At 44.2% G+C, this 22942-nt stretch carries 22 protein-coding genes; 18 read left to right on the plus strand and 4 right to left on the minus strand.

Going from position 1 to position 22942, the window contains the following annotated elements:
• Genes vsple_RS05450 through vsple_RS05475 form a run of 6 tightly spaced genes read left to right on the plus strand, consistent with a single transcriptional unit; the run spans position 1 to position 6652 of the window.
• The gene (locus vsple_RS05450) at positions 1-984 is read left to right on the plus strand and encodes an AAA family ATPase (protein WP_261882893.1); all 984 of its coding nucleotides are present in this window, start codon (positions 1-3) and stop codon (positions 982-984) included.
• A 12-nt stretch (positions 985-996) separates the two neighbouring features.
• Positions 997-1959: a DUF58 domain-containing protein gene (locus vsple_RS05455; protein ID WP_047475983.1), complete on the plus strand. Its 963-nt coding sequence runs from the start codon at positions 997-999 to the stop codon at positions 1957-1959.
• A complete protein-coding gene (locus vsple_RS05460; RefSeq protein WP_261882894.1) occupies positions 1960-2511 on the plus strand; it encodes a DUF4381 domain-containing protein in 552 nt (183 codons plus the stop codon).
• Positions 2504-3595, plus strand: coding sequence for a vWA domain-containing protein (locus tag vsple_RS05465; protein ID WP_261882895.1), 1092 nt, complete (start codon positions 2504-2506; stop codon positions 3593-3595). Before vsple_RS05460 ends, vsple_RS05465 begins: the two co-directional genes overlap by 8 nt.
• Positions 3588-5333 carry a vWA domain-containing protein gene (locus vsple_RS05470; protein WP_261882896.1) on the plus strand — a complete coding sequence of 582 codons (1746 nt, stop codon included), beginning with the start codon at positions 3588-3590 and terminating at the stop codon, positions 5331-5333. Before vsple_RS05465 ends, vsple_RS05470 begins: the two co-directional genes overlap by 8 nt.
• A complete protein-coding gene (locus vsple_RS05475) occupies positions 5330-6652 on the plus strand; it encodes a BatD family protein (RefSeq protein WP_261882897.1) in 1323 nt (440 codons plus the stop codon). Before vsple_RS05470 ends, vsple_RS05475 begins: the two co-directional genes overlap by 4 nt.
• Before the next feature lie 44 nt (positions 6653-6696).
• Here vsple_RS05475 and vsple_RS05480 read toward each other — a convergent pair whose 3' ends face one another.
• Positions 6697-7581, minus strand: coding sequence for a sensor domain-containing diguanylate cyclase (locus tag vsple_RS05480; protein ID WP_338116314.1), 885 nt, complete (start codon positions 7579-7581; stop codon positions 6697-6699).
• 826 nt (positions 7582-8407) lie between these two features.
• Positions 8408-9079, minus strand: a complete 672-nt coding sequence (locus vsple_RS05485) for a DUF1826 domain-containing protein (protein ID WP_261882898.1) — start codon at positions 9077-9079, stop codon at positions 8408-8410.
• Positions 9080-9350: 271 nt separating this feature from the next.
• Here vsple_RS05485 and vsple_RS05490 point away from each other — a divergent pair, with 271 nt between their 5' ends.
• Complete coding sequence (locus vsple_RS05490; protein ID WP_261882899.1) at positions 9351-10283, plus strand: LysR family transcriptional regulator; 933 nt, start codon at positions 9351-9353, stop codon at positions 10281-10283.
• A gap of 10 nt (positions 10284-10293) precedes the next feature.
• Here vsple_RS05490 and vsple_RS05495 read toward each other — a convergent pair whose 3' ends face one another.
• Both vsple_RS05495 and vsple_RS05500 read right to left on the minus strand, forming a co-directional pair.
• On the minus strand, positions 10294-11046 hold the full coding sequence (locus tag vsple_RS05495; RefSeq protein ID WP_261882900.1) for a DeoR/GlpR family DNA-binding transcription regulator: 753 nt from the start codon (positions 11044-11046) through the stop codon (positions 10294-10296).
• A gap of 9 nt (positions 11047-11055) precedes the next feature.
• Positions 11056-11760 carry a glycerophosphodiester phosphodiesterase family protein gene (locus tag vsple_RS05500; protein ID WP_261883126.1) on the minus strand — a complete coding sequence of 235 codons (705 nt, stop codon included), beginning with the start codon at positions 11758-11760 and terminating at the stop codon, positions 11056-11058.
• Positions 11761-12004: 244 nt separating this feature from the next.
• Between vsple_RS05500 and vsple_RS05505 the strand changes: the two genes are divergently transcribed.
• The 11 genes from vsple_RS05505 (at position 12005) to vsple_RS05555 (ending at position 22784) form a co-directional block, all read left to right on the plus strand.
• Positions 12005-13018 (plus strand): C4-dicarboxylate TRAP transporter substrate-binding protein, encoded by a 1014-nt coding sequence (locus tag vsple_RS05505; RefSeq protein ID WP_261882901.1) that lies wholly within the window; start codon positions 12005-12007, stop codon positions 13016-13018.
• A gap of 102 nt (positions 13019-13120) precedes the next feature.
• On the plus strand, positions 13121-13585 hold the full coding sequence (locus tag vsple_RS05510) for a TRAP transporter small permease (protein WP_261882902.1): 465 nt from the start codon (positions 13121-13123) through the stop codon (positions 13583-13585).
• Between the two features lie 9 nt (positions 13586-13594).
• On the plus strand, positions 13595-14878 hold the full coding sequence (locus tag vsple_RS05515) for a TRAP transporter large permease (RefSeq protein WP_261882903.1): 1284 nt from the start codon (positions 13595-13597) through the stop codon (positions 14876-14878).
• Positions 14879-14913: 35 nt separating this feature from the next.
• On the plus strand, positions 14914-15699 hold the full coding sequence (locus vsple_RS05520) for an HAD-IIB family hydrolase (RefSeq protein ID WP_261882904.1): 786 nt from the start codon (positions 14914-14916) through the stop codon (positions 15697-15699).
• A gap of 752 nt (positions 15700-16451) precedes the next feature.
• A complete protein-coding gene (locus vsple_RS05525; protein WP_261882905.1) occupies positions 16452-17435 on the plus strand; it encodes an LPP20 family lipoprotein in 984 nt (327 codons plus the stop codon).
• A gap of 66 nt (positions 17436-17501) precedes the next feature.
• Positions 17502-18488, plus strand: a complete 987-nt coding sequence (locus vsple_RS05530; RefSeq protein WP_261882906.1) for a hypothetical protein — start codon at positions 17502-17504, stop codon at positions 18486-18488.
• 3 nt (positions 18489-18491) lie between these two features.
• Positions 18492-19103, plus strand: a complete 612-nt coding sequence (locus vsple_RS05535) for a lipoprotein (protein ID WP_255230961.1) — start codon at positions 18492-18494, stop codon at positions 19101-19103.
• Between the two features lie 84 nt (positions 19104-19187).
• Positions 19188-20681, plus strand: a complete 1494-nt coding sequence (locus tag vsple_RS05540; protein WP_261882907.1) for a transglycosylase SLT domain-containing protein — start codon at positions 19188-19190, stop codon at positions 20679-20681.
• Between the two features lie 77 nt (positions 20682-20758).
• Positions 20759-20929 (plus strand): hypothetical protein, encoded by a 171-nt coding sequence (locus tag vsple_RS05545; protein WP_255230959.1) that lies wholly within the window; start codon positions 20759-20761, stop codon positions 20927-20929.
• 2 nt (positions 20930-20931) lie between these two features.
• Positions 20932-21738, plus strand: coding sequence for an ETEC_3214 domain-containing protein (locus vsple_RS05550; protein WP_261882908.1), 807 nt, complete (start codon positions 20932-20934; stop codon positions 21736-21738).
• Between the two features lie 56 nt (positions 21739-21794).
• Positions 21795-22784 carry a DHH family phosphoesterase gene (locus tag vsple_RS05555; RefSeq protein WP_261882909.1) on the plus strand — a complete coding sequence of 330 codons (990 nt, stop codon included), beginning with the start codon at positions 21795-21797 and terminating at the stop codon, positions 22782-22784.
• Positions 22785-22942 lie beyond the last annotated feature (158 nt).

The following is a 22942-nucleotide window of genomic DNA, read 5'->3' on the forward strand; positions in this document are numbered from 1 at the left end:
ATGAACCACGCACAACAAGCCATTAATGAATTAATCGAACAAACTGAAAAAAGCGTCATTGGCCAAAGCCATGTGGTTCAGGCTTTGGTGATAGGGTTGCTGACCAATGGTCACGTACTTTTAGAGGGCTTACCGGGAACGGCAAAAACGCGCTCGGTGAAGTCACTTGCAAACCTACTTAACACCAGCTTTGGTCGTATTCAGTTTACTCCCGACTTATTACCTTCAGACGTAACAGGTACCGAAGTGTACCAAGAGTTGGATGGCAAGCCTCAGCTGCACTTCCAACCGGGACCAATCTTCAACAGCATTGTGTTGGCGGATGAGGTGAATCGTGCGCCAGCAAAAGTTCAAGCTGCACTGCTAGAAGCGATGGCAGAAGGCACGATTACGGTGGGTGATAAGACCCACGTCTTGCCTGAGTTGTTCATGGTGCTTGCAACACAAAACCCAGTGGAACAAGAGGGTACTTACCCACTGCCAGAAGCGCAGATGGACCGTTTTATTATGAAAGTGACCGTCGACTACCCAGAAGATGAGGCAGAGCGTGACATTATTCGCTTGGTGCGCAGCGAAGAGTTGGGTTCAGAAACCAGTAGCGAATTAGTGACGCCACAACACATTGAACCAGAGCTCGTTATTGAAGCGCGACGCCAATTACCAAACATTACTGTTTCCGATTTAGTCGAGAACTACATCGTGGCGCTTGTGATAGCGACACGTAAACCAGAGCGTTACGCTGATTCCTTGCTACAAAAATGGATCGAAATCGGCTCAAGTCCTCGCGCCTCAATTGCCTTAGACAAATGCGCGCGTGCTTATGCGTGGCTACAAGGGCGTGATCATGTAACGCCTGATGATGTGCGTGCAATGGTGCCATCGGTGCTGGGACATCGCTTCTCACTTTCTTACGATGCACTTGCCGATGGTGTTGATCATCAACGTGTGGTGCAAGAATTACTTGATTGTGTAGAAATCGGATAAGCAGGAGGGACTATGGCAAAGCCAACGCTTGCTCCTCAATCCCAAGGGCTCGATCCTCGCTTGTATTGTGATTACGCTCGCTTAGTGCGTTTACAAGCACAAGCCGAATCCTTCAGCCTGCTGCCTCACTTAAAAGCGGGCAGTGTGCTTTCTGGGCGGCACAACTCATTATTCCGTGGGCGTGGTCTGAACTTCGAAGAGCTGCGTCATTACCAGCTAGGGGACGACATCCGAAACCTAGATTGGAAAGTCACCATGCGCACAGGCAAGCCCCATGTGCGCAGTTACACCGAAGAAAAAGACCGCAATGTGATTGTTTGCGTTGATCAGCGTAGTGCGATGTTTTTCGCCTCGACCGAGGTCATGAAATCTGTGGTCGCTGCTGAAGTGGCGGCTATGTGTGGTTGGCGAGTATTGAAAGACGGTGACCGAGTTGGGTTTGTTATCGCCTCTGATTCTGCTCTATACCACAGCAAAGCTCAGCGTTCCCAAAACGATTTGCTCGCTCAACTGAAACGACTCTCTCAAGCCAACCAGCGCTTAAATGTGGACTCGTTAGATTCAGACAAAGTGACGTTCAGTAAATGGATTGAGCTCATCAAACGGATGAAGCTAAAACAATCCACGTTGATTTTCATCAGTGATTGGCGCGATTGCGAAGAGCATCATCTTGATCATCTTAAGCAGCTTCAACAGCACAACGATGTCCTCGCGGTGATGGTAAGTGATCCTTTAGAGCAGTCGCTTCCTCAAGATTTGGCGAAAGTAAAATGGGTGATTGGTGATGGTCGTTACCAGCTCAATTTAGACAGTAAAGCCAAAGTCGATGCCGCCAGCGCCAGTTTGGTTGAGAAAGCTCAGTTACAACGTCAATCACTGGCACAACTCATGGCAATCAAAAAGCTGCCTCATATCGAAATCGACACAACCGGTGACCACATTACTCAATTCCAAAAACTCGTTGGAGGCCGATAAATGACAGACTTACACACGCCTCCAAGCACGTATATTCTGCGTGAGCTGCATGACGTCGCGGTGCCAGAAAGCGTCAGCTGGGTGCCACAAACCATTGGTTGGAAGATCCTTGCCATTGTCGGTGCGATTGTACTCATGTGTGTCGGCTACCGACTGGCACACCATTGGTGGGATAACCGTTACCGTAAAGAAGCTATTGAAGCCATTTCTCGTTTAACACCAGATGACGCCAGCATGCCGAAAGCGCTGTTCTCGACTCTGAAAATCGTCTTGATTCATCTTGATAGCTCTCATGCTCGTTTATTTGATACCTCGTTCCTGAGCAAGTTAGATGAGCTTAACCCCAAGCATAAAATGTTTGATGACGAAGTCTCCAAGCGTTGGCTGCAAAGTATCGTTGACCCAAGCGTTGAACTGGAAAAAACAGAGCGTTTACAACTTCTTGAACGCGCAACTGAGTGGGTGAAAGAGCACGATGAGAACGCTCACAACATTGAAAAGCGCACGCTTGCCTACAAAGCGCGTGCATTAAAAGGAGGTCGCCATGGGTGATCTTCTTGCTTCATGGCTGGACATGAGCAGTTTTGAGTTTGAGCATCCGCTTTGGTTCATCATCTTGCCGCTGCCTTTAGTAGTGTATTTCCTCGTCCCAGCTTACCGCACCAAACAAATGGCCATCAAAGTGCCGTTCTTTAGTCAGCTTGTGGACGCCATTGGTGAAACCCCATCAGAAGGGGCAAGCCAACTCACTCCGAGCTGGTGGCAGCGCGCAACGCTCATCATCTCTTGGCTTTTGGTCGTGACCGCAATGGCAAAGCCGACAGTGCTTGGCGAGCCACAGGTGCGTGAAAGCTTAGGCCGAGATGTTATGGTCGTCGTCGATTTGTCTGGCTCAATGGCAGAGCAAGACTTCACGTCCAACACCGGTGAAAAGATTTCTCGTCTCGATGCTGCCAAAGAAGTATTAAGTGACTTTGCCAAAACGCGCAAAGGCGACCGCTTAGGGTTAATCTTGTTTGGCGATGCGGCATTTGTGCAAACGCCATTCACGCCCGATCAAAAAGTGTGGCTAGAGTTGCTTAACCAAACGGATGTGGCGATGGCTGGGCAAAGCACTCACTTAGGTGATGCAATTGGTTTGGCGATTAAGGTGTTTGAGCAAAGTGAAAAGTCGCGTACCGACGTAGAAGATAGCAAAGAGAAAGTCGCCATTGTTCTAACGGATGGTAATGATACCGGAAGCTTCGTTGAACCGATTGATGCGGCGAAAGTCGCGAAAGCCAAAGATGTACGCATCCACGTGATTGCAATGGGTGATCCACAAACCGTGGGTGAAACTGCACTAGATATGAAAACGATCAAACGTATTGCGAAAGAGTCCGGTGGTGAGGCGTTTGAAGCGCTCAACCGTGACGAACTTGCTAAAGCCTATGATGAGATTGGTAAGTTAGAGCCACAGATCTATGAGAGTACCACTTACCGTCCTAAGCAAAGTTTGCATCATTACTTAATGGCTTTGGTGGTTGCGATGTACTTAACCGCGTTCTCGTTGGCGACATTTAAGCGTCGTCGACTATCAGTGAACAGTGACGGTTCTGCACAAACAGACAACGTAGAAGGAGAGCGCCATGTTTGATTCTCCTTTCTCTAGCATGGGGCTAGAACAGTTTGTCACACAGTTCCATTTCATTCGTCCAATGTGGCTATTGGCGTTCATCCCGATGTTTCTTTTGCTTTGGTTAAGGTGGCGAGAAGAATCCAAGCCAAGCTGGAAAGACATTCTTCCTGAGCATTTACGTAAAGCCTTAACGATTGGCGACTATGGTTGGCGAAAACAACTGCCGCTCAAGCTACTTATGGTGATAGTAGCGATTGCCATCATCATCTGTGCTGGACCTTCTTGGGAGCGCCAAGCTTCACCGTTTGGCGAAGACAAAGCCTCCATGCTGGTGGTGTTGGACAACAACGATTCAATGTTACAAAAAGACCTTCCGCCTAGCCGCTTGGAGCGCTCTAAGCAAAAGATCCGTGACCTCTTGGCTGCACGAAAAGGTGGTAGCACTGGGTTGGTTGTCTATGCGGGTTCTGCTCATGTCGCGATGCCAGTAACGCAGGACAGTAAAGTATTCAAACCGTTTCTAGCGGCGATAACACCAGAAATCATGCCAGTTGAAGGTAAACTTGCTGAAACGGCGTTGCCTTTGATTGACCAACAATTACAAGGCCAACCGGGTTCTACGGTTCTGTTGGTTACAGATGGCGTCAATCCGGCAACCATTACCGCTTACAAAAACTACTTTGCAGACAAGCCTTATCAATTGCTTATCTTGGCTGCGGGTAACTCGGACATTGTTTCTAACAACCCGGTCGATTTGGACTCGTTAAACAATCTTGCTAGCGCGACAGGTGGACGTCTTGTTGAAGTGACGGTAGACAACAGCGATGTAGACAAGCTGAACCGTTTTGTTGAGCGAAACATGCAACTCAATGGCGAATCATCCATGCCTTGGAAAGACATGGGTTATCAACTGCTGTTCCCAATTGCTCTCATCATGATGCTTTGGTTCCGCAAAGGCTGGTTAGTGCAATGGTGTGTGGTGGCGATGGTATCAACGTCTTTGTCTATGACGCCAAAAGCCATGGCGGAAACGGTCTCGCTCAAAGCGGATAAACCTGAAGTGGTGCAAGAGGTAACCGCCTGGGATAAAGCGTCTCAATGGTGGTGGGATTTATGGCTCACGCCAAATCAGCAAGGGCAACGTTTGTTCAACAAAAACGAATACCTTGAGGCAGCAAAGCACTTTACGGATCCGTTGCGTAAAGGGACAGCTTATTACTACGCAGGCGAATACAAACTGGCTCATACCGCTCTCTTGGAGATGCAAAACGATCCATCAGATGCGGTAAAAGACTATGGCTTGTACAACGCTGCGAGTGCGTTGGCGCGTCAACGTGAGTACTTGGCCGCGCGTAATTTGTTGCAAACACTGGCAGACAAAGACAGCTTGAGTGAGCAATTGCGACCAGACGTCGAACACAACCTAAAAGTCATTGGTGGCATTGTCGAAGAGATAAACCGCACCAGTGAAAGCCAAGCGGGGACAACAGACGGACCCGAAGAGTCGTTTGAACTGGGTGACAACCCGCAAACTGCAGATGGGACAGACGAAAAAACCGCGGCTGAATTAATGCTGAAAGAGAAACTCAATGCGAACGAAATCCTTGGCAGCCAAGAATTGGCGGATAAGTGGTTAAAACGTGTAGAGGCCGATCCTAAGTACTTCTTGCGCGCTAAGTTCCAAATTCAACTGCGTGAGCCCGTAAAAACGCAGCCACAACCGCAACCACAACAAGAAGAGGAGCAAGCACAATGATGAATGCATTCAAACTTGGCGCTGACTCCGTGGTTGGGCGTTTAAGCACTATCATGATGATGTTTACCTTGTTTTTTACTGGCTTGGCGAACGCACAAGATATTCAAGACTTGCAGCGCCCGTCTCTACCTAAAGAAAGTGATGTCGAGTTATTAGCGTGGGTTGGCAAGCAGGGGGCAGGAGCAGATACGAAAGAAACGCCTAAGTTCAGTGTGAATGAGCAGGTGATCTTGTACATCGAAGTTGCAACGCCTCGTTGGTTCACTGGTGGTACACGCATTGGCAGCGTAGAAATCCCCAACGTGATTGCAAAGCAGCGTAACCAATTAGCAACCAACTATACCGAGCGCAAAGGGGGGCAAACGTGGTCTCGTCAGCGTTGGGAAATAACTTTGTATCCGCAAGCCTCGGGGCAGTTTGTGATTCCACCTGTCGCCGTGGGTGTGCAAGTCTCTGCGCCTGATGGTTCAAAAGTGGCTGGTACGCTTTATACGCAGCCAATTAAGTTCGAAGCGTCTATGCCTTCTGGTTTGCTCAGTGATGACTCTGCATGGTTTACCGCGACTAAAGTGAGTGTGGATCAGAAATGGACAACGTCTAACGATGAGCTGAAAGTCGGTGATGCAATCACTCGCACCATAACGATCAATGCACAAAACAGTTTGTCAGTGTTGCTTCCAGACTTGTTATCCAATGATTCTACTGCCAGCTATCAAGCGTATCCTCAACCAAACCGCTTAGACGATAAGCAAACACGTGGCGATTACCAATCGAGTCGAATAGAAGAAAGCGTGTATGTGATCCAACAGGGCGGTGAGTTCACCTTGCCTGAACATAAGTTCCAATGGTGGAACAGCAAGAGTAAAGAGTTGGAAACGGTGGTGATTGAGGGTAAGACCTTCAAAGCCAAGCATACATTTAAATCCTTTGTTAGAGCTTATTCTGGCTGGTTGATTGGCAGCGCAGTGACGCTATTTGTTCTCGTTATCGCCGCCTTGAGCATTCACCGTTATTATCGTTCTCGTCCTACGCCGCCATGGTTAGTGTTCAGACGAATGGTGAAAGCGAATCGATGGGGCGCTGCTCGAGCAAGCTTGTATAAGCAGCTGAGAAGCAACACAGGTGGTCTTGAAATGAGTAAAGCCAGTGACACTGATATTTGGCAGAAGCGTTCACAGCGCCTACAAGAGGGGCAGGAGGACGCAAGCTTGATGAATGCGCTTTGGAAAGGGATACAAGCGCTGAAGCCAAAACGCCTTAAGTGGGCGATACCAAAGGCCTTGCCGCAACTCTATAAGCAGGCAAGTAATAAGAAGTAAAAACGAAAAAGGACGCTGATTCAGCGTCCTTTTTTTGTTCTTTTTTACAGCAATTCAACGCAATTACGGCCTCTCTCTTTCGCGACGTAAAGCGCTTGGTCTGCTCTCACTATCGTTTCGCCAAACGTTGCGTCTTGAGGTCTTACGTGGGTCACACCAATACTAGTAGTGATACCAATTGGTTGGTTATTGTGTTCGACTTTTAAGGATGCAATTGAATACCTAACAGCCTCCATTGCCTCAACAACTTCAGCCCAAGAATCTCGTTCGATTATAAATGCAAACTCTTCACCGCCTATTCGAGCAAGGAAGTCTTGTTTTCCGGTAACAAATTTAGCGACATCTGCTGACTTTACCAACATTAAGTCGCCCGCATCGTGACCGTGGTTATCATTCAGCAATTTGAAGTTATCGAGGTCGAGTATCGCGACGTAAAACCCTTTTCCTGTCGCTTTGTAGTTTTTAAATTTGTTTTCTATGGTGTTCATGAACTTGCGACGGTTCGGAACGCGGGTTAAGTCGTCAATGCTTGCTAGCTGCTCCATTCTTTGAGCTTGTGTATGCAGAGCAATATTTAAAGCTAGCCAGCTCGCAATGCTTTGTAATAGTGCAGCATGTTGTTCGTTGTAAAAGGCGCCTTCTTTGTGGGCGATGTTTAATGTTCCGTAGCAGATGCCGTTATTGATAAGTGGCGCGTCCATACAGCAAGACAGCCCATGCGAAGACAGTAGAGTACAGTCTATTTCTCGCGACTGCTGAACATGATCACAGATAGTCAATTTTTGAGTTTGAAAAACTCTTCCAACGAATGAGTTTTCGATTGGAATAAGCATGTCGAGCGGTATCGCTTTGTTGCCATGAAAGGCGAATACTTTTAATTGGTGTGTGTTTTCCGGAATTGCGACACTGACTCGATCACAAGGGATAATGGTATCTACTCACTCCGCGGCAATGTCTAATACTTGTTGTAAGTCGGTAGCCTGTGTGAGAAGGCTAATAAAGGCTATCGGGAAGCATACTTTATTATTTGAATGGCTTTTTAATAAACAGTCAGGTTCAAATACTCGTTCTTGGTGCAAGAGATACCTCTTAATGCTCTTATCTTTTTTGCATGTAGTAACTTCAATAATGCATATAAAATCAAAACCCTCGATAGTCAGGGTAAGGAGTTAATGATTTTTTTGCGATATTGGAAGTGAATATGGATAAATACATACTCAATAAACAGAGGTTTAATACTGCTACTTATTAAGGGATAGTAATTATTTAGCTCAATAATCGTACCAGAGTAAGATAATTGTTGCAAATAAATTGGACGAAGTTCAAATAATTGAGAATTAACTATAAAGGGTTATTGATTTAATTATTTCCCTTTTATTTTAATTGGTTAAATTTTGACTAAGTGACATCTGTAAAATATGTAGATGTTTAATAAGTTCTATGATTTATATTAAATTTTTGTTACTACCTTTCTTTGGCTATATAATGATCTGGTGACTTAAATCTCATCTTATGTGAATAAATAGTCAGTTGTGTCTTTCCGTTGATTATTGATGAGATGGAGCGATTTTGAGTATAGTACCTAAATTCAACACGTGAATATCTTTTTTGCATCGGTATTAGTTAACCCAATGCAGCATGTAGTGAGTGAGTACTATTCTTGAAGTGGATACATTTTCGGGCAGAGGCCGTGGGGCCTCTTTCTAAGGTTTAGATTAGGATTATTGGCGAGTTGCGGTTAACCGAAGTCGATAGTTAACCAAAGTCTATAGTCAGCAGCAGTCGATTTTCTTGTGCAGAAATCATTGGTGAGCGATGTACTAATGCCGTTTCTTCATTACCAATCCACGCACCGCCTTTTAACAGCGCGACGTCACCACACGATAACTGTTGAACGTCACTTTCATCTTGGTATAAGCCGGATAGGTGGTCAGGTTGTCCGTTGCTGCCATGTCCAAGCTTAGAGCGATCAAGCACATGGTTAGGTAGCCATTGTGTTGCTGTACCATGGAAAGTGGTGACCAATCGGCAAGGGACACGGTCGACATGAAAGCGTGGGCACATAGCACTGTTTAATGTTGCTAGGCGTACACCAGCATCTTTGAGATCGAATAAGCAACAGAACATATCAACTAGCTCAGCAATGTTCTGAACTAAAGTTGGGGGCAAGTCGTCGAGTGATTTTTGTAATTCTTGATAAGCACTTTCAGAAGACACATTCACTGACTTACTGAAATCCGGGTTATTAGAAATAAACTCATCAATGGCTTGTGTCAGTTCCTCACTGAAAGCGCGCTCCCAAACCACCATATTGAGATGATCTTGATAGATATCCGTCAGCACGGTTGGCAGCTTTCCTTTGCTGAACGAAGGTGTTTCGCTCGTTTTGTTATCAGCAGTGAATACTTCAGTAGTCTCGGTGTTCATTACGTGATCCTCAATTTCCCAGTCGGTTGACGCTATATGACATTTCACAGCATCAATAAATAATAGATTATAAGTGAAATGTTATATCATAACATTTGTGATGATTGAACTGCAGTGACTAAACAGAGCTGGAATAACTTTTCGGTTTGGCAATAGATGGTGACCTCAAGCACAGATTTTCCCCTTAACAATAGCAACAAGAAAATTTATTGAGATTAGATAGCCGTATATATGAGAATCTTGGTGAATTGCCGTTGTACAAGGACTTATCATGCATCACTTTAATATACGTGCTCTAGAGTATCTCAATGGGTTGTCTAAGTACGGCTCACTGCGCAAGGCAGCGAAAATGCTCAACGTAGACCCGGCAGCCATGAGTCGTATGCTTGGTCAGCTTGAAGCGCAGGTTGAAATGAAAGTGTGGGAGCGTAATAACCGTCAATCGTATTTGACCGAGGCTGGCAATGAGCTGCTGAATCACTATCGCAACATTATACGCAGTGAAGCGGCGGTGCTTTCTCAGCTAACGAAGTTGAAAAATTTAACAGGCGGTAGTGTCAGCATCGCAATCGGAGAGGGTTTCATTACTAATCTCGTTTCCAAGCCGATGGAAACCTTCATGACTCGTTATCCTGATATCAATTTGTCGATCGAAATCGCAGGCGCTCTGGATGCAGTTAAGTTACTTGAAGATCAGCAGATCGATTTTGCGATAACCTACGCTGCTGCGCCTCATCCTAAGCTACATACCCATGTTGAGCGAAGTCATCCGTTAGAGCTCATTGTTCCTAAAGGGCATCTTCTAACGTTGAAAGAGGAACCGACAACACTGCAAGATCTGCAGGCTTTACCTCTTGCTCTCATCGATAACTCAACTGGTATGGGTAGGCTTGTTCATCATGCGCAGCAGATGTCTCACTTGAACCTCTCACCAAAGCTACAGACCAACTCAGTGAGTGCGTTGAAAAACTTCGTATCTGCGGGGCTGGGCGTTACTTTTATGCCGAAGCTAACGGTCTTGGAAGAGGTTGAATCGGGAGAGATTGAGATCGTGCCGACTGATCTTGAGATCTTGTCTAAAGCTCGAGTGAAAGTGCAGTCACTAAAAGGTCGGGCATTGAGCCCGCAAGCGAGTACATTGCTTGATTTCCTAGTTGAAAACACCCACTTCCTTCGTAGCGATGCAAATGGGCTGGTTCGATAATCGACGGGAATTAAGCCGATACGGTATCGTCGATGAGCTGAACGTTTAACTCTTCTGGGAGTTGACGATTATTAGTATAGATACGATCAAATTGATCTAGGGGAGCGACTTTTAGTGCAGCAAAACGACCCCATTTACTCGCATCTGCGACTAGCCAGCATTCACGGCTGTTGTTGAGAATGGCTTTGGAAAGATCGGCCTCAACTTGCTCATGCTCCATCGCATAATGGCTCGTTGTTATAGAGCCACAGCCACAAATGCCAATATCAGCTTCGAAATCGGAGAAGAAGTTAACCACACTGCTGCCTACCATGTCTTGGTGTTCACGGCGCAGTAAACCGCCTGCTAAATAGACCTCGATTTGGTCGTTCGCTTCTAAAATTCGCGCAACTTGCAGATTATTAGTGATAACGCGTAAAGAGGGCTTTGCAAGTAGATACTGAGCAATTCGAGTGACGGTTGTACCAATCCCAATCATCACAGTCGACCCTTCCGGTATCGCATTAGCGACCGACATTGCGATACCGTCTTTGGCTTCTGACTCAACGCCAGTGCGAAAGCGATAGCTAGTGTTGGTTAGTGCGGTCGGCAGGCTCACGCCACCATGTACTCGTCTCGCTAATCCTTGTTCGCACAGCTGGTTTACATCACGTCGAATCGTTTGGGTGGTAACAGCAAACTGTTCAGCGAGATGGTCAATTTGAACATCTTGGTTGGCTTTGAGAGTGGCTAGTATCTGTTTTTGGCGCTGATTTAATTCCATAGTGTTTCACTAAAATTGATTCGGCATGTCGGTAATGATGTTGTCGACACCCATCTCATAGAATCCTTTCGCTTTCGAAGGTTCATTGAGTGTCCATATCTTGAGGATTATACCCGATTCTTTTATCTCATTAGCGATGGAAATATCGAGTAGCTGGTGGTCGATATGAATACTATAAAGGTCTAAGCACAGAAGGGTGTCTAAGCTGCTTTGATCCCACTTATCACAGATAAAGCCGCGTCGTACTTGAGGGTAGTGTGCTTTGCATTGAGCTAACACATCTTGGTTGAAGCTTGAAAACAACAACATATCTAGCGGGTAATTAATACGTTCAACCGCCGCAAGCACTTCATCGGTTAGCGTTTGTGTTGTGTGCTGGTTGTAGACCTTTAATTCAAGGTTTAAGGTTACTCCAAGCTCCATACACTTGAGCATCGCTTCTTCCAAGGTCGGAATCGTAACCCCCTCGAACTCTTTACCAAACCAACTACCAGCATCTAACGCTTGAATCTCTGCGAGTGTCAGTTCGGATAATTTACCAGTGCCGTTAGTGCAACGATCAACGGTTTCATCATGCATAACGACTGGGATTTGATCCGCAGTTAGCTGAGTATCAATCTCTACCCATTTGGCACCTGCTTGGGCGGCTCGTTCAATACTTACCAATGTATTTTCTGGTGCCAAAAGTGCGGCACCGCGATGGCCTGTGATCATATCAATATCTAATTGTTCATTTGAAAGTTGAGTGAACATTATCTCTCTATCATTACAGATTTATTACTACCTATATGAAAGGTGAGCGACAAAATTTGCGTTTTATGGGCAAGGTCATGTTTTTTGTAATGTTCAAATAAACATTTTTATGTTCATATGAATGTAATAATTGAATCGCATACTCAACCAAAATTTAGCCTTCTATACTCAATTGAAGTAACACATCCAAAACAAAGGATTCAAAATGAAAAAGCTAATTGGAACAGTAATGACAGCCGCGGCACTTCTTGTCGGTTGTGGTCAGGCAGATGAAGCAGCAACAGAGGCAAAGATTGAACCGATTGATATCAATATGAGCTTGGTGTTCACTCAGAATGAGCTTCTAACGCAAGAGCTAGTGAAGGTGACGGACAAGATTCGTGAACGCACTGATGGCTCAGTTAACATTAAGGTTTTCCCTGGCGGCCAACTACCTGTTTATAAAGACAACCTAGAGCAGGTCGTAAATGGTGCTAACTGGATTGCCGTGGAAGACCTGACTTACCTTGGCGATTACGTTCCTGATTTTGCGGCACTTGCAGGTCCTATGTTGTACAACTCTTACGATGAATATTTAGCAATGATGGACACCGACTATGTTGCAGGTCTTAAGCAGCAAGCTGAAGAGAAGGGCATTAAGGTATTAAACGCGGACTATATGTTTGGTTTCCGTCATATGATCACCAATAAAGAGATTGTCAACTCTTCAGACATGGCGGGGATGCGTATTCGTGTACCACAAAGCCAACTGTTTATTAGCACACTCTCAGCGATGGGCGCAGCGCCAGCTTCTCTTCCTTTCCCAGAAACATACGCAGGTGTTCAGCAAGGTGTCGTTGATGGTCTAGAAGGCTCTATCTTGACTATGTACTCAACGAAAATCTACGAAGTGGCTAAGAACATGTCGCTAACGAAGCACTTCCTCGGCTCTGTTGGTATCTACATTTCTCCAACGTTGTGGGATAAGTTCACGCCAGAGCAGCAAGCCATTATTAACGAAGAGCTAGAAGCGGGGGTTGAGTCGAATACTCAAGAGCTAGTTAAGCTTGATGAAGAATACAAGCAGAAGCTAGAAGAACTGGGTGTGACATTTAATGAAGTGAACTCTGAAGAGTTTAACAAGCTGACAGCAGACGTTTACAACCAGTTCCCTACTTGGAGTGAAGGCGTTCACGCGACCATCATGAAAGAACTTGAGGCGATTCGTGCGGCTCAATAACAATTAAAATTCCATTTGTTAACACTAGCGATCCAATGGTTTTGGGTCGCTTGATTCCTGTTTGCTCGCAGTATTCACAGCGGGTATATCTAGGAGGACCTTTTGTTTTTGTTAAGAAATCTTGAAGAAATCTTAGCGTCGATTGCTATTTCAATCACAGTGCTTGTTGTGATTGTTAATGTGGTTTTGCGCTATGGATTTGGCTTTGTTGTCCCTTGGAGCGAAGAGCTCTCAGTGATCTGTTTTATCTGGGCTGTCTATCTGGGCATCAGCTCATGCTACAAGCACAAACTTCATATGGGCGTGGATGTGATTGTAGCCATGTTACCAACGCGCCCCCAACGCATTTTTAAACTAGGGGTCTCGGTATTCCTATTAGGCATCAACATTTTGATGTCAGTGCTTAGTTATCAATATTTGATGCTCTCTAGCAAAGTCACGCCTGTAATGGGGATGTCTTATTTTGCTATTAATGGCGTGTTGGTACTTAGTTTTTCTTTGATGGCTATCCACACCGTTAAGTTCATCGTAGACGATGTAGCTTGTTTAAAAAGTTCTAAGCAGTAGGTACTCTCAATGGAAAGCTATCTTCCAATTTTCATTCTTTTTGCTCTTTTCCTACTGAATATTCCGATTGCATTCTCCCTGATATCGTCTGCAATGGTCTATTTCCTATTTATCAATAATTCGATTCCCGTGACCTTAGTTATGCAGAGGTTCATCAGTTCGGCAGAGTCGTTTCCGTTACTGGCGATCCCGTTTTTCATCATGGTGGGTTCGGTGATGAACTATGCGGGGATCAGTAAAAGTTTACTCGCGTTTGCCGATTCAATGATTGGCCATAAGACGGGCGGCTTAGCACAGGTTAACGTGGCATTGAGTACCTTGATGGGGGGGATCTCAGGTTCAGCCAATGCCGATGCCGCAATGCAGTCTAAAATCTTAGCGCCAGAGATGACCAAACGCGGCTACGACTTACCGTTTACTGCGGCTGTTACTGCTGCGTCTTCAAGTATTAGCCCAGTAATCCCACCTGGTATCAACTTGATTATTTTCGCTTTATTGGCGAACGTTTCCGTGCATCAAATGTTCATCGCAGGTTATGTACCGGCGTTCTTGATGGCTCTGTCTTTAATGGTCACCATTTGGTTTATCTCTCGCAAGCGAAACTATAAACCTTCGCGTTCGAAGCCGGCGACTGCTAAAGAACGTCTTCATTACTTCTTTAAGGCTGTGCCTGCTCTGTTGATTCCGTTTGGCATTATTCTGGGAATGCGCTTTGGGCTCTTTACCCCAACGGAAGCCGGCGCTATTGCAGTTCTACTTTGTGTCATTATTGGTGCGTTTATCTACCGAGAGTTGAGTTTCAAACACATTCCTCAAATTATGCGAGAGACGGTGCAGGGCACCAGCAGTGTGATGTTCATTATCATCGGCGCGATGGTTTTTGGTTACTACATGACACTGGAGCAGATCCCTCATAATGTCGCCTCGGCATTGATTGGGCTGACGGATAACAAACTGGTACTTCTGCTACTTATCAATCTGTTGCTGTTAGTAGTCGGCATGTTTATCGAAGGCGGAGCCGCGATGATCATCCTGACGCCACTGCTGCTACCTGCGGTATTGAACTTGGGTGTCAATCCGGTTCATTTCGGCATTATCGTGATTGTAAACATCATGATTGGTGGTGTGACTCCGCCATTCGGCTCCATGATGTTCACGGTCTGCTCAATATTGAAAGTTCGTATGGTCGACTTCGTTAAAGAAGTGGCTCCCTTGTTGCTAGCATTGTTAGCGGTATTAATGTTGCTGACGTTCTCAGAGAGCGTGGTGATGTTCTTGCCGAATTTACTTTAACACTGTGTCGTTAATCATTATTTAGAGGTGTAAAAATGAATTCGGTATCGAATGAATTAAATCAAAATTGGAAAAGCGTGGATTGGGTTTTAACAGATGTCGATGACACTCTGACTTGGAAAGGTGAACTGCCACCAGAAACACTGATCGCACTAAAAAAGCTTCGAGATGCAGGGAAGAAAGTGGTCGCGGTAACCGGTGCTTGTGCAGGGTGGTGCGATCATATTGCTCAGCTTTGGCCTGTTGATGCCGTGCTTGGTGAGAATGGCGCTTTTGTTATGGAAAAGAAAAATGGTTTCCTTACCCTTCGTTCAAGTGTGCTGTTAAGCGTGATCAGTGAGAAACAACAACAGCTTAAACAACAAGTGTTAGCAATCTTAAACCAATATCCTGATCTCGAGTTGACGTTGGATCAATCGTACAGACTGTGTGAAGTCGCTATTGATATCGGTCAGAATCGCCCACGTGTCGACGAGAACATTGTTGAAGAGGTCGTTTCGAAGATACGAGCATTGGGTGCTCATGCTACCGCCAGTTCAATACATATCAATGCGTGGTATGGCGAGCACTCTAAAAAAGCGACCGCGACGGCTTTTCTAGAGGAAAAGGGCTTGTCAGGCGAGGAGATACTCAAACATAGCTGCTATGTGGGCGACTCAATGAACGATCAATACATGTTTGAAGCCCTACCAAATAGCGTTGGGGTAGCGAACATTCAACACTATTGGCAGCGTCTTGAACACCATCCAGTTGTTGTAATGACTCAACCTGGTGGATATGGTTTTGCCGAGTTTACGGACAAGTTACTCGCGCTAAAATAGTTAGATAGACATGCTTGAATCCTTCATAGATGAAAGTGAAACTACCCTTAAGGTGGTATCGGTGTTTTTTATCTATGAAGGAGGTTTGAAATAGAGAAAATAGTCATTAATTAATTTTTTCAACGCCATCTAGTTTAGCTTCCATAACACAGTCTCTCTTAACCCGTCATTTCGCTTTATATTCCTACCAAGGGATAAGTTTATATAAATAACCCACTTTTTATAAAATTGTTATTTTCATTTATATCAATATCGGAGTGAAAAACAAACAATCAACCTTTCTCTACTGCCAAGTTCATTATTTACAAAAATGTAAATAATGAACTTGGCGTTAACGTTTCAGTGATCGTATTACACATTTTTTAAAGCTCAGGTTCTAAATTTATCTGCAAAATTAAAGACGTTTTTAGAAAAAATGGATTTTACTGATTGGACAAATATCACTTTCTTAGATGAACAAATGTGTTTTTTTTGAACTGATATTCAATTTTTTTAAGACCTTGTTCACGTTTTTATCAATGAAAATCATAGTGTTATTGTGAAGTTTCTATTTTTTACGAAATGTCTCAAAATCAAGACTTTGTATTGTTATTTTTATTAATTAATGAGGTTTTTGTATGAATTTGATGCGGGAGAACGATAAAAAACAAACATATTTCGCCTGAAAATGAATCTAACTGCGAATTGGGTCGTTTGAATGTTTAGTTTTAAGAATATAACATTGCGACAAAATTTTTCGATGTTGGTTCCAAATGTCTTCAAATAAAAAAATAGTTCGCTTTTTCATTGCGCTATTCGCGTTGTTGGTTCTTTCTGGTTGTCAATCGACAAAGCCTGAGTGGTACTTAAAACCTCAAGCAGACAGTGGCGAGTATATTTATGCGGTATCTCAAGCACGAACGTTATCTCATGCAAAAAAAATCGCGGTAAACAACATTAACGAAAAGTTATGGACTCAAGTCGAGTCATCTTTCTACATGCGAGACACCGTTCGAGAAACCAATGGCAACGGATTTTCAAATAGTCTAGTGGATAACAAAGTTAATACTAAGACAGAATCTTTGACTCTGAATGGAATCGAATATGTCCAGATGGAAGAGAACGATCTTGGTGCATTTGTTGAAGTAAGAGTAAAACGATCTCTTGTGACTCAACAATTGATTCGCGAAATTAATGACCTAAATCGAAAGTCTGAAATCGAGCTTGATGCGCTTGCACACGAAGATAAATTACTTTGGTGGTTGGATAATCGTAGTGTTTATAAAACTGAGCATGATGCTTCTGTGCGTATCGCCATGCTTTCTTCTCTTAAGCCGGGTTATAAACCTGACATCAGTTCAATCGAAGAGTTGACGATTGTTCACCAAAAACTAAGCAGTCAGATCAACATTCGCCTCTCATCCGATAGAGAATCAAGAAAAGCCATTGAACTTTTGGGGAACCAGTTATCAGAGTTCAACATTGCAACGTCTACTTCTAAGAATAAGAATCAAACTCATGTGTTGAAAGTGGAATCTGAGCGTCGAAGAAACAAAGTTGGCGATGCGTATATTTCAACCTTGGTCTCTAATATCAAAATCGTAAATAACAAATCTAAAACAGTCTCTCGTAGTGAAATCATCTCTACGGGTAACTCTGTCACCAGTTATAAATATGCCGACGAAGGGGCTGCACGCCACTTTGATAAGCAAATAAAGAAAAAAGGGATTTGGACTGCGCTTGGTTTAATCAAATAACGATCTGATAGTCCTAAAAAATAAAATAAACATATTCGGAGAGAATAGATGTTAAAGAAAACGTTAATGGCTACTGCAGTAATCACTGGTCTAACTGGCTGTGTTATCAAGGAGGATGTTGTTTGTACTCCTGATACGCGTGTAGATATTGAAACTGCTGAAATTCAAATCCCATCTTCAGAGAATATGAAGGTTGTTGTTCTTCCTGTCGACATTGGGTTTGAAAACTCTGCTTCGAAAAAAATCCAGTCTGCAATGCGAAATGCACTAGAGACACAGGTTGATCAAACTGGCGCGAACCTTGTTGACCGCAAAATTGCTAATAAGGTAAAAGGCGAGATCAAGCTAGCGGAACAAAGTGGTCGTTTAAGCAGCAAAGGTGTCCCGATCGCTGATTACGCGATTATTACAGAGGTGACTCGCGCTGACTTGAGTACATCATTCAGTGAGCGCCGTACTTACGAGAACGATGACGGCGAAACTAAGGTTATTCCAGCATCATGTAGTTATGATTTTGACGTAGAGGCGATCGCTAAAGTCGTTGCTCTGCCAAGCATGGAAGTTGTTAAGCGAATCAAGCTTGAAGGCGACAAGTATTCGTCTAGCGAAACAAATAACTCACGTTGTCCTGTTAGTAACGCAACTTATGGGTCCATGGCGACTAAAGCTGCAACAGAAGCTGTAAACTACTCCTCAGAAATTAATAAAATGCTAGCAGCAAGTGCTCCAGTTCTTGAGATGCGCCAGTGTGAGGCGGGCACACAGGTACGCATTGCTATGGGCAAAAATCAGAAGATTAAACCAGGCGTAGATATTTTGTTCTCTAACGCTATGAAATCTATGGAAGGTGAAACTGAGATTCACCCGATTGGTGAAGGCTACGTTGTAAATAATGAGATCAACGCGGTAACAGATAAGTATTCTTGGGTAGTGGTAGACGAAGAAGTTTCATTGAAAATGAAAAAAGGCACCATTAGTAAAGTGGACGCAAGTTTAAGTTGCTCCTTATTAGACCCAGAATGTACAGGCAAGATATTAATGGAATCATTTTAATCTATGAAAAAACTACTTATTGCAACTTCACTTGTAGCCGTTCTTGCTGGCTGTCAGAGCAACAACGCAACGGTTAAGGAAGCACAAAACTTCGCACCATGTACTTTCCCAGATGCACCTACGGTATCAGCACCGGGTTGGATTTGTGATGTGATTCCAAGTGATATCGCTGCGGCGGCAAAAGGCTACTCTAAGAAGAGTGCAGCCGGTATGAGCGTTATGCGTAAAATCGCGGTAAATGATGCTCGTGTAAACCTTGCAGCTGAGTTTGAAACTGACGTGAGCAACCTATTCCAAGCGGCTACTGAAGGTGTGACTTCAACATCAGCGGCGGAAGGTGTCACGCTTGTGACGGAAGATGTTCAAGAGACTTTCGAAAACATCACCAAGACAGTTGTGAACAAAACGCTAACTAACAGTCGCGTTATCGTAAGCCAAGCAAGCCCAACTGGTGGTCTTTATGTTCTAGTTGGTATGGACCAAGCGGCATACGACGCAAACATGAACAAAGTTATCGATGAAGTGGGTGGCGAAGATTCTGCTTTATGGGATCAATTCAATAATGAGAAAGCGGCAGCAGACTTAGCGGCAGCGTTCGAAGCATTGAAAAAATAACCGCCAACTGAATCGCGATTAGTATGAGTGAAAAAGGCCGCCATTTGAGTGGCCTTTTGTCTCTATATCCTATGGGAGTTAACTATGTATCAAATGATCAACAAGACTGTGCTAGCTGTAGTGATTTCAGCAGCGATCAGTTCTCAAGCGTTTGCTGTATCGGAAGATCAAAAACAGCAGCTAGATAGTGCCATTACCAAAGCCAGCCAATCACAAGAAGACAAGATCAAAGAGTTTCATGCTTACGTTAATGCTTACTTGGACGAGTACGAAGCGTGGCGTGATGAATACACTAATAATCTTGATGAGCGCAGAGCAGATTTAATCAAGACATGGGGTGAGGGGGAGGTTTCTTCCCAAACCAAACAGGTTGATTATTCCCAAGACGATCAAGTGAAAACTTCCATCGACTACGAAACCAATACGGCAACAGTATCTGTATTGGTGGATGAAGATAGCAGCCCAGAAGAGATCGAAGCACTTGTTAAAGACATTCCGGTTGAAGTTGCGGGTAAAAATGTTGAGCTAGCGGAACTGAAAGCAGAAGACCATGCAGTACTTTATTCGTTAGAGAAAGAGCAACAAGAGAAAAACTTCGTTATCCAACAGACGCAAAGCCAGATGAATGAGTTAGATGTGCAGGCTGAAAGACTGATTCTATCTAACACGGGTATTCCAGACTCTTTCATTTATCAGCGTGCCCACAATAAGAAGATGGCTCTTCTGGCAAAGGCTCAAGAGCGTATTGCAGCGCAAACCAAACTGTATGATGAAATGCGTGCGAAGCATGGTATTGAGGTCAAACGACCAGAGCCTGCGGCGGAAGTCGTAAAACCAGTTGAAAAGGTTGAATCGCCAAAAGACGTTGCCAAAGTAGAGCCAACGCCAGCAGAAAAGCAACCGCCAAAAGTAGTGGAAAAGGTTGCTGAAAAAGCTCCGAAGCCAGAATTGGTAAAGCCTAAGCCTGTTGTTGAAGTTGCTGCGACCCCGGCTAAGCCAAAAAAAGTGATCAGTTATAAAGTGAAGCTCCCTGAGAACAGCTTAAAAACACGCGCGAGCAAGTACAGTGCGCTAGCTGAGAAAGAGAGCAAAAACTGGGAAGTCGATGCTGCACTGATTATGGCAATCATGCACTCGGAATCGGCGTTCCGCCCGGATGCTAAATCACACGTGCCTGCGTTTGGTTTGATGCAAGTTGTACCAACCAGTGCGGGTCATGATGTTAATAAACAAGTCCGCAATATCGATGCGCCAATGAAAGTGGCAGATCTATATCAACCGGTTATCAACGTAGAAACAGGAACGGCTTACTTAGATATCTTGAATAGTAAGTATCTTCGCAAGATAAAGAACGACGAAAGTCGTTTGTACTGTGTCATTGCGGCATACAATACTGGTGCGGGTAATGTGGCTAAAGCGTTCAATAAAGATCGCTCTACCAGCATTGGTAAAGCATCGAAGATTATTAATCAAATGACACCTCAACAAGTTTATGACCATCTAGTGGTTAACCTGCCGTACGACGAAACCAAAAACTACTTGAAGAAAGTAAACAGTCGTATCGCTTTATATCAGTAATCAATCGGGCAAGTAAAAAGCCAAGCGCATGTCATTAGCATGTGCTTGGTTTACCAGTTAATAAATTGAGAGTAACAATGTTTAAAATTTTCGCTTTAGTCTTTATTGGTGTTGGCATCTATCTCGGCCTTAATTACAGCGATGAAATTGAAAGTATCATGGATACTGATGCTTTCGAGCGAGTGCAAGAGGCTGCTGAAGACGGTACAGATGCGCTGATGGATAAAATCGACGAGATCAAAGGTTAAAAATGTCTGAAAAGCAAAACAAGGATATTCAAAAAGATATACAGGATGAGTTGCAAGAGCTTCAAGACACTCAAGAGTCTCTGTTGGAAGAACAGAAGAAGGGCGGAATCGCGCGTACTATTGGTTTAGTGTCGGTTATTTCGATCGCTTTGGGTGGCTTTAACGATAGTTTTGACGCATTGGAGAAGATGTTTGACTTTGGCCTCTCTCAAATGACAGATATCCCGTCACACAGGAAGTTGGATAAAATCTACATTCGCTCATCGGCTGAGGTCTTAGACGAAACATTTGGTGCGCCCGTTTATATTAAGCGCGCAACAACGGATGATGTGATTAAGTACTATCAGGATGACAACTTCATTCTGTCTGCGATTACTCGAGACAATGCGATCGTGGCTTATCTTGTTTTCCCTGATGAAGGCTTTGCTCCAGAGACGCTAGAACATGCTGGTGGCTCGGCGTTCTTTTCACAGACATTCAGTTCCATTGAGAGTGTCAATGAGATACGTGCATCGTTTGCAAGAACAGGTAACTATTACATTGAAGAGAATAATGGTGGCGAGTTCGGCTACTTGTATTCATCAATCAGTGGTTCAAGCGAGTTCATTTCGCCGATGTCACAAGAGAACAGAAAGCTGCTTTCAGAAGTCGTCGATGCCTTAACAATGGATGAAAACATTGTTGAAAGCGTGCAGTCTCTGCGTAGCAATGCGAAGCCGAATTTTTATGGATACAGCACTTTGGGTGTTGGTGCATTAGAGGAAGCGATTCTTTCTAATACCGAGTATCGATTAATTCATAAGATTTAGAACATCTTATCTTCTCTAGCCTCTTCGGGGGCTAGTTTTTTATGAGCAATTTAATAATGGCAAATATTGAATTTGAAGCTTTTCTAGACAAGCTTAAAGCGAATAAAAGAGTGATTGTTCAAGCTCATGATTTCCCAGATCATGATGCGATCTCTTCTGCTTTTGCACTGGCGTATCTGCTGAAAACGCAAGGTTTGAACCCCTTTATTACCTTTAAAGGACATATCGATAGAGTGTCACTACGAAATCTGATCGATTGGTTAGAGATTCCTGTGAGTAAGCCACAAGATCTGCATCTAAAGCCAGACGATAAGATCATCGTTGTTGATGGCTGTATTGGTGAGAAAAATATCACTGACTTTACCGGCGAAGAGGTCGGGGTCATCGATCATCATCAGGTGGAAGCACCGGAGTCGGTTTGGTATAGCGACATACGTTCGAATTACGGCGCGACGGCTACCATCATGGTCGAGTATTACCAATATTTTTCTATAAATATGCCTCAACGAGTCGCAACAGCGTTATTGGTAGGCTTGAGTTTTGATACCGCCAACTTTACTCGAAGTGTTGGCGCAGCGGATCTTAAAGCGCTTGCATACCTTCAAGCCAAAGCTGACAACGCAATCGTGAATAAGATTTGTCGAAACCAAGTTCAGTTTGAAGAGCTGCAACTGTTCAATTCGATGCTGGCCAGTATGCGACGCGAAAAAAATGCTGCTTTTGCTGTCTTGCCAGAAGGTTGCCCTAAAAACATGCTAGGGGTATTAGGTGATTTTCTTCTGAGTGTTGATGAACTCGATATTATTGTGCTGACTGCAAGAACCAGTGAAAAGACGTTTATCTCGCTGCGTTCAGAGTGCTCAGAAAACAATGTCGCTCAAATAATTAAGAAAACGTTGAATGAAAAAGGCATTGGTTTTGGGGGAGGGCATCCGCATATGGCAGCGGGTATGATCCCACGAAAGTTTCGTTCAGGTGAAGAGCTAGATTGCCTTTATGAGCTTATCCGACCAAATTTAGTCCTTGATGCTGCAGTATCGACTTAGGTGAATGCTGGTTCGTTTATTAGGCCTGTCTCTCCCCATTAGCCCTGCTGAATAATGTTTGATTCAGTGGGGCTTTTTGTTTGTTATTGCCTGTTTTTTAAACAAAATAATCAAAAAAGTGCCTTGCTGCCCAAAGTCGCGAGTGACAAATCTCTTTT

The sequence above is a fragment of the Vibrio pelagius genome (genome assembly GCF_024347575.1).
In the GTDB taxonomy this organism is placed as follows: Bacteria; Pseudomonadota; Gammaproteobacteria; order Enterobacterales; family Vibrionaceae; genus Vibrio; species Vibrio pelagius.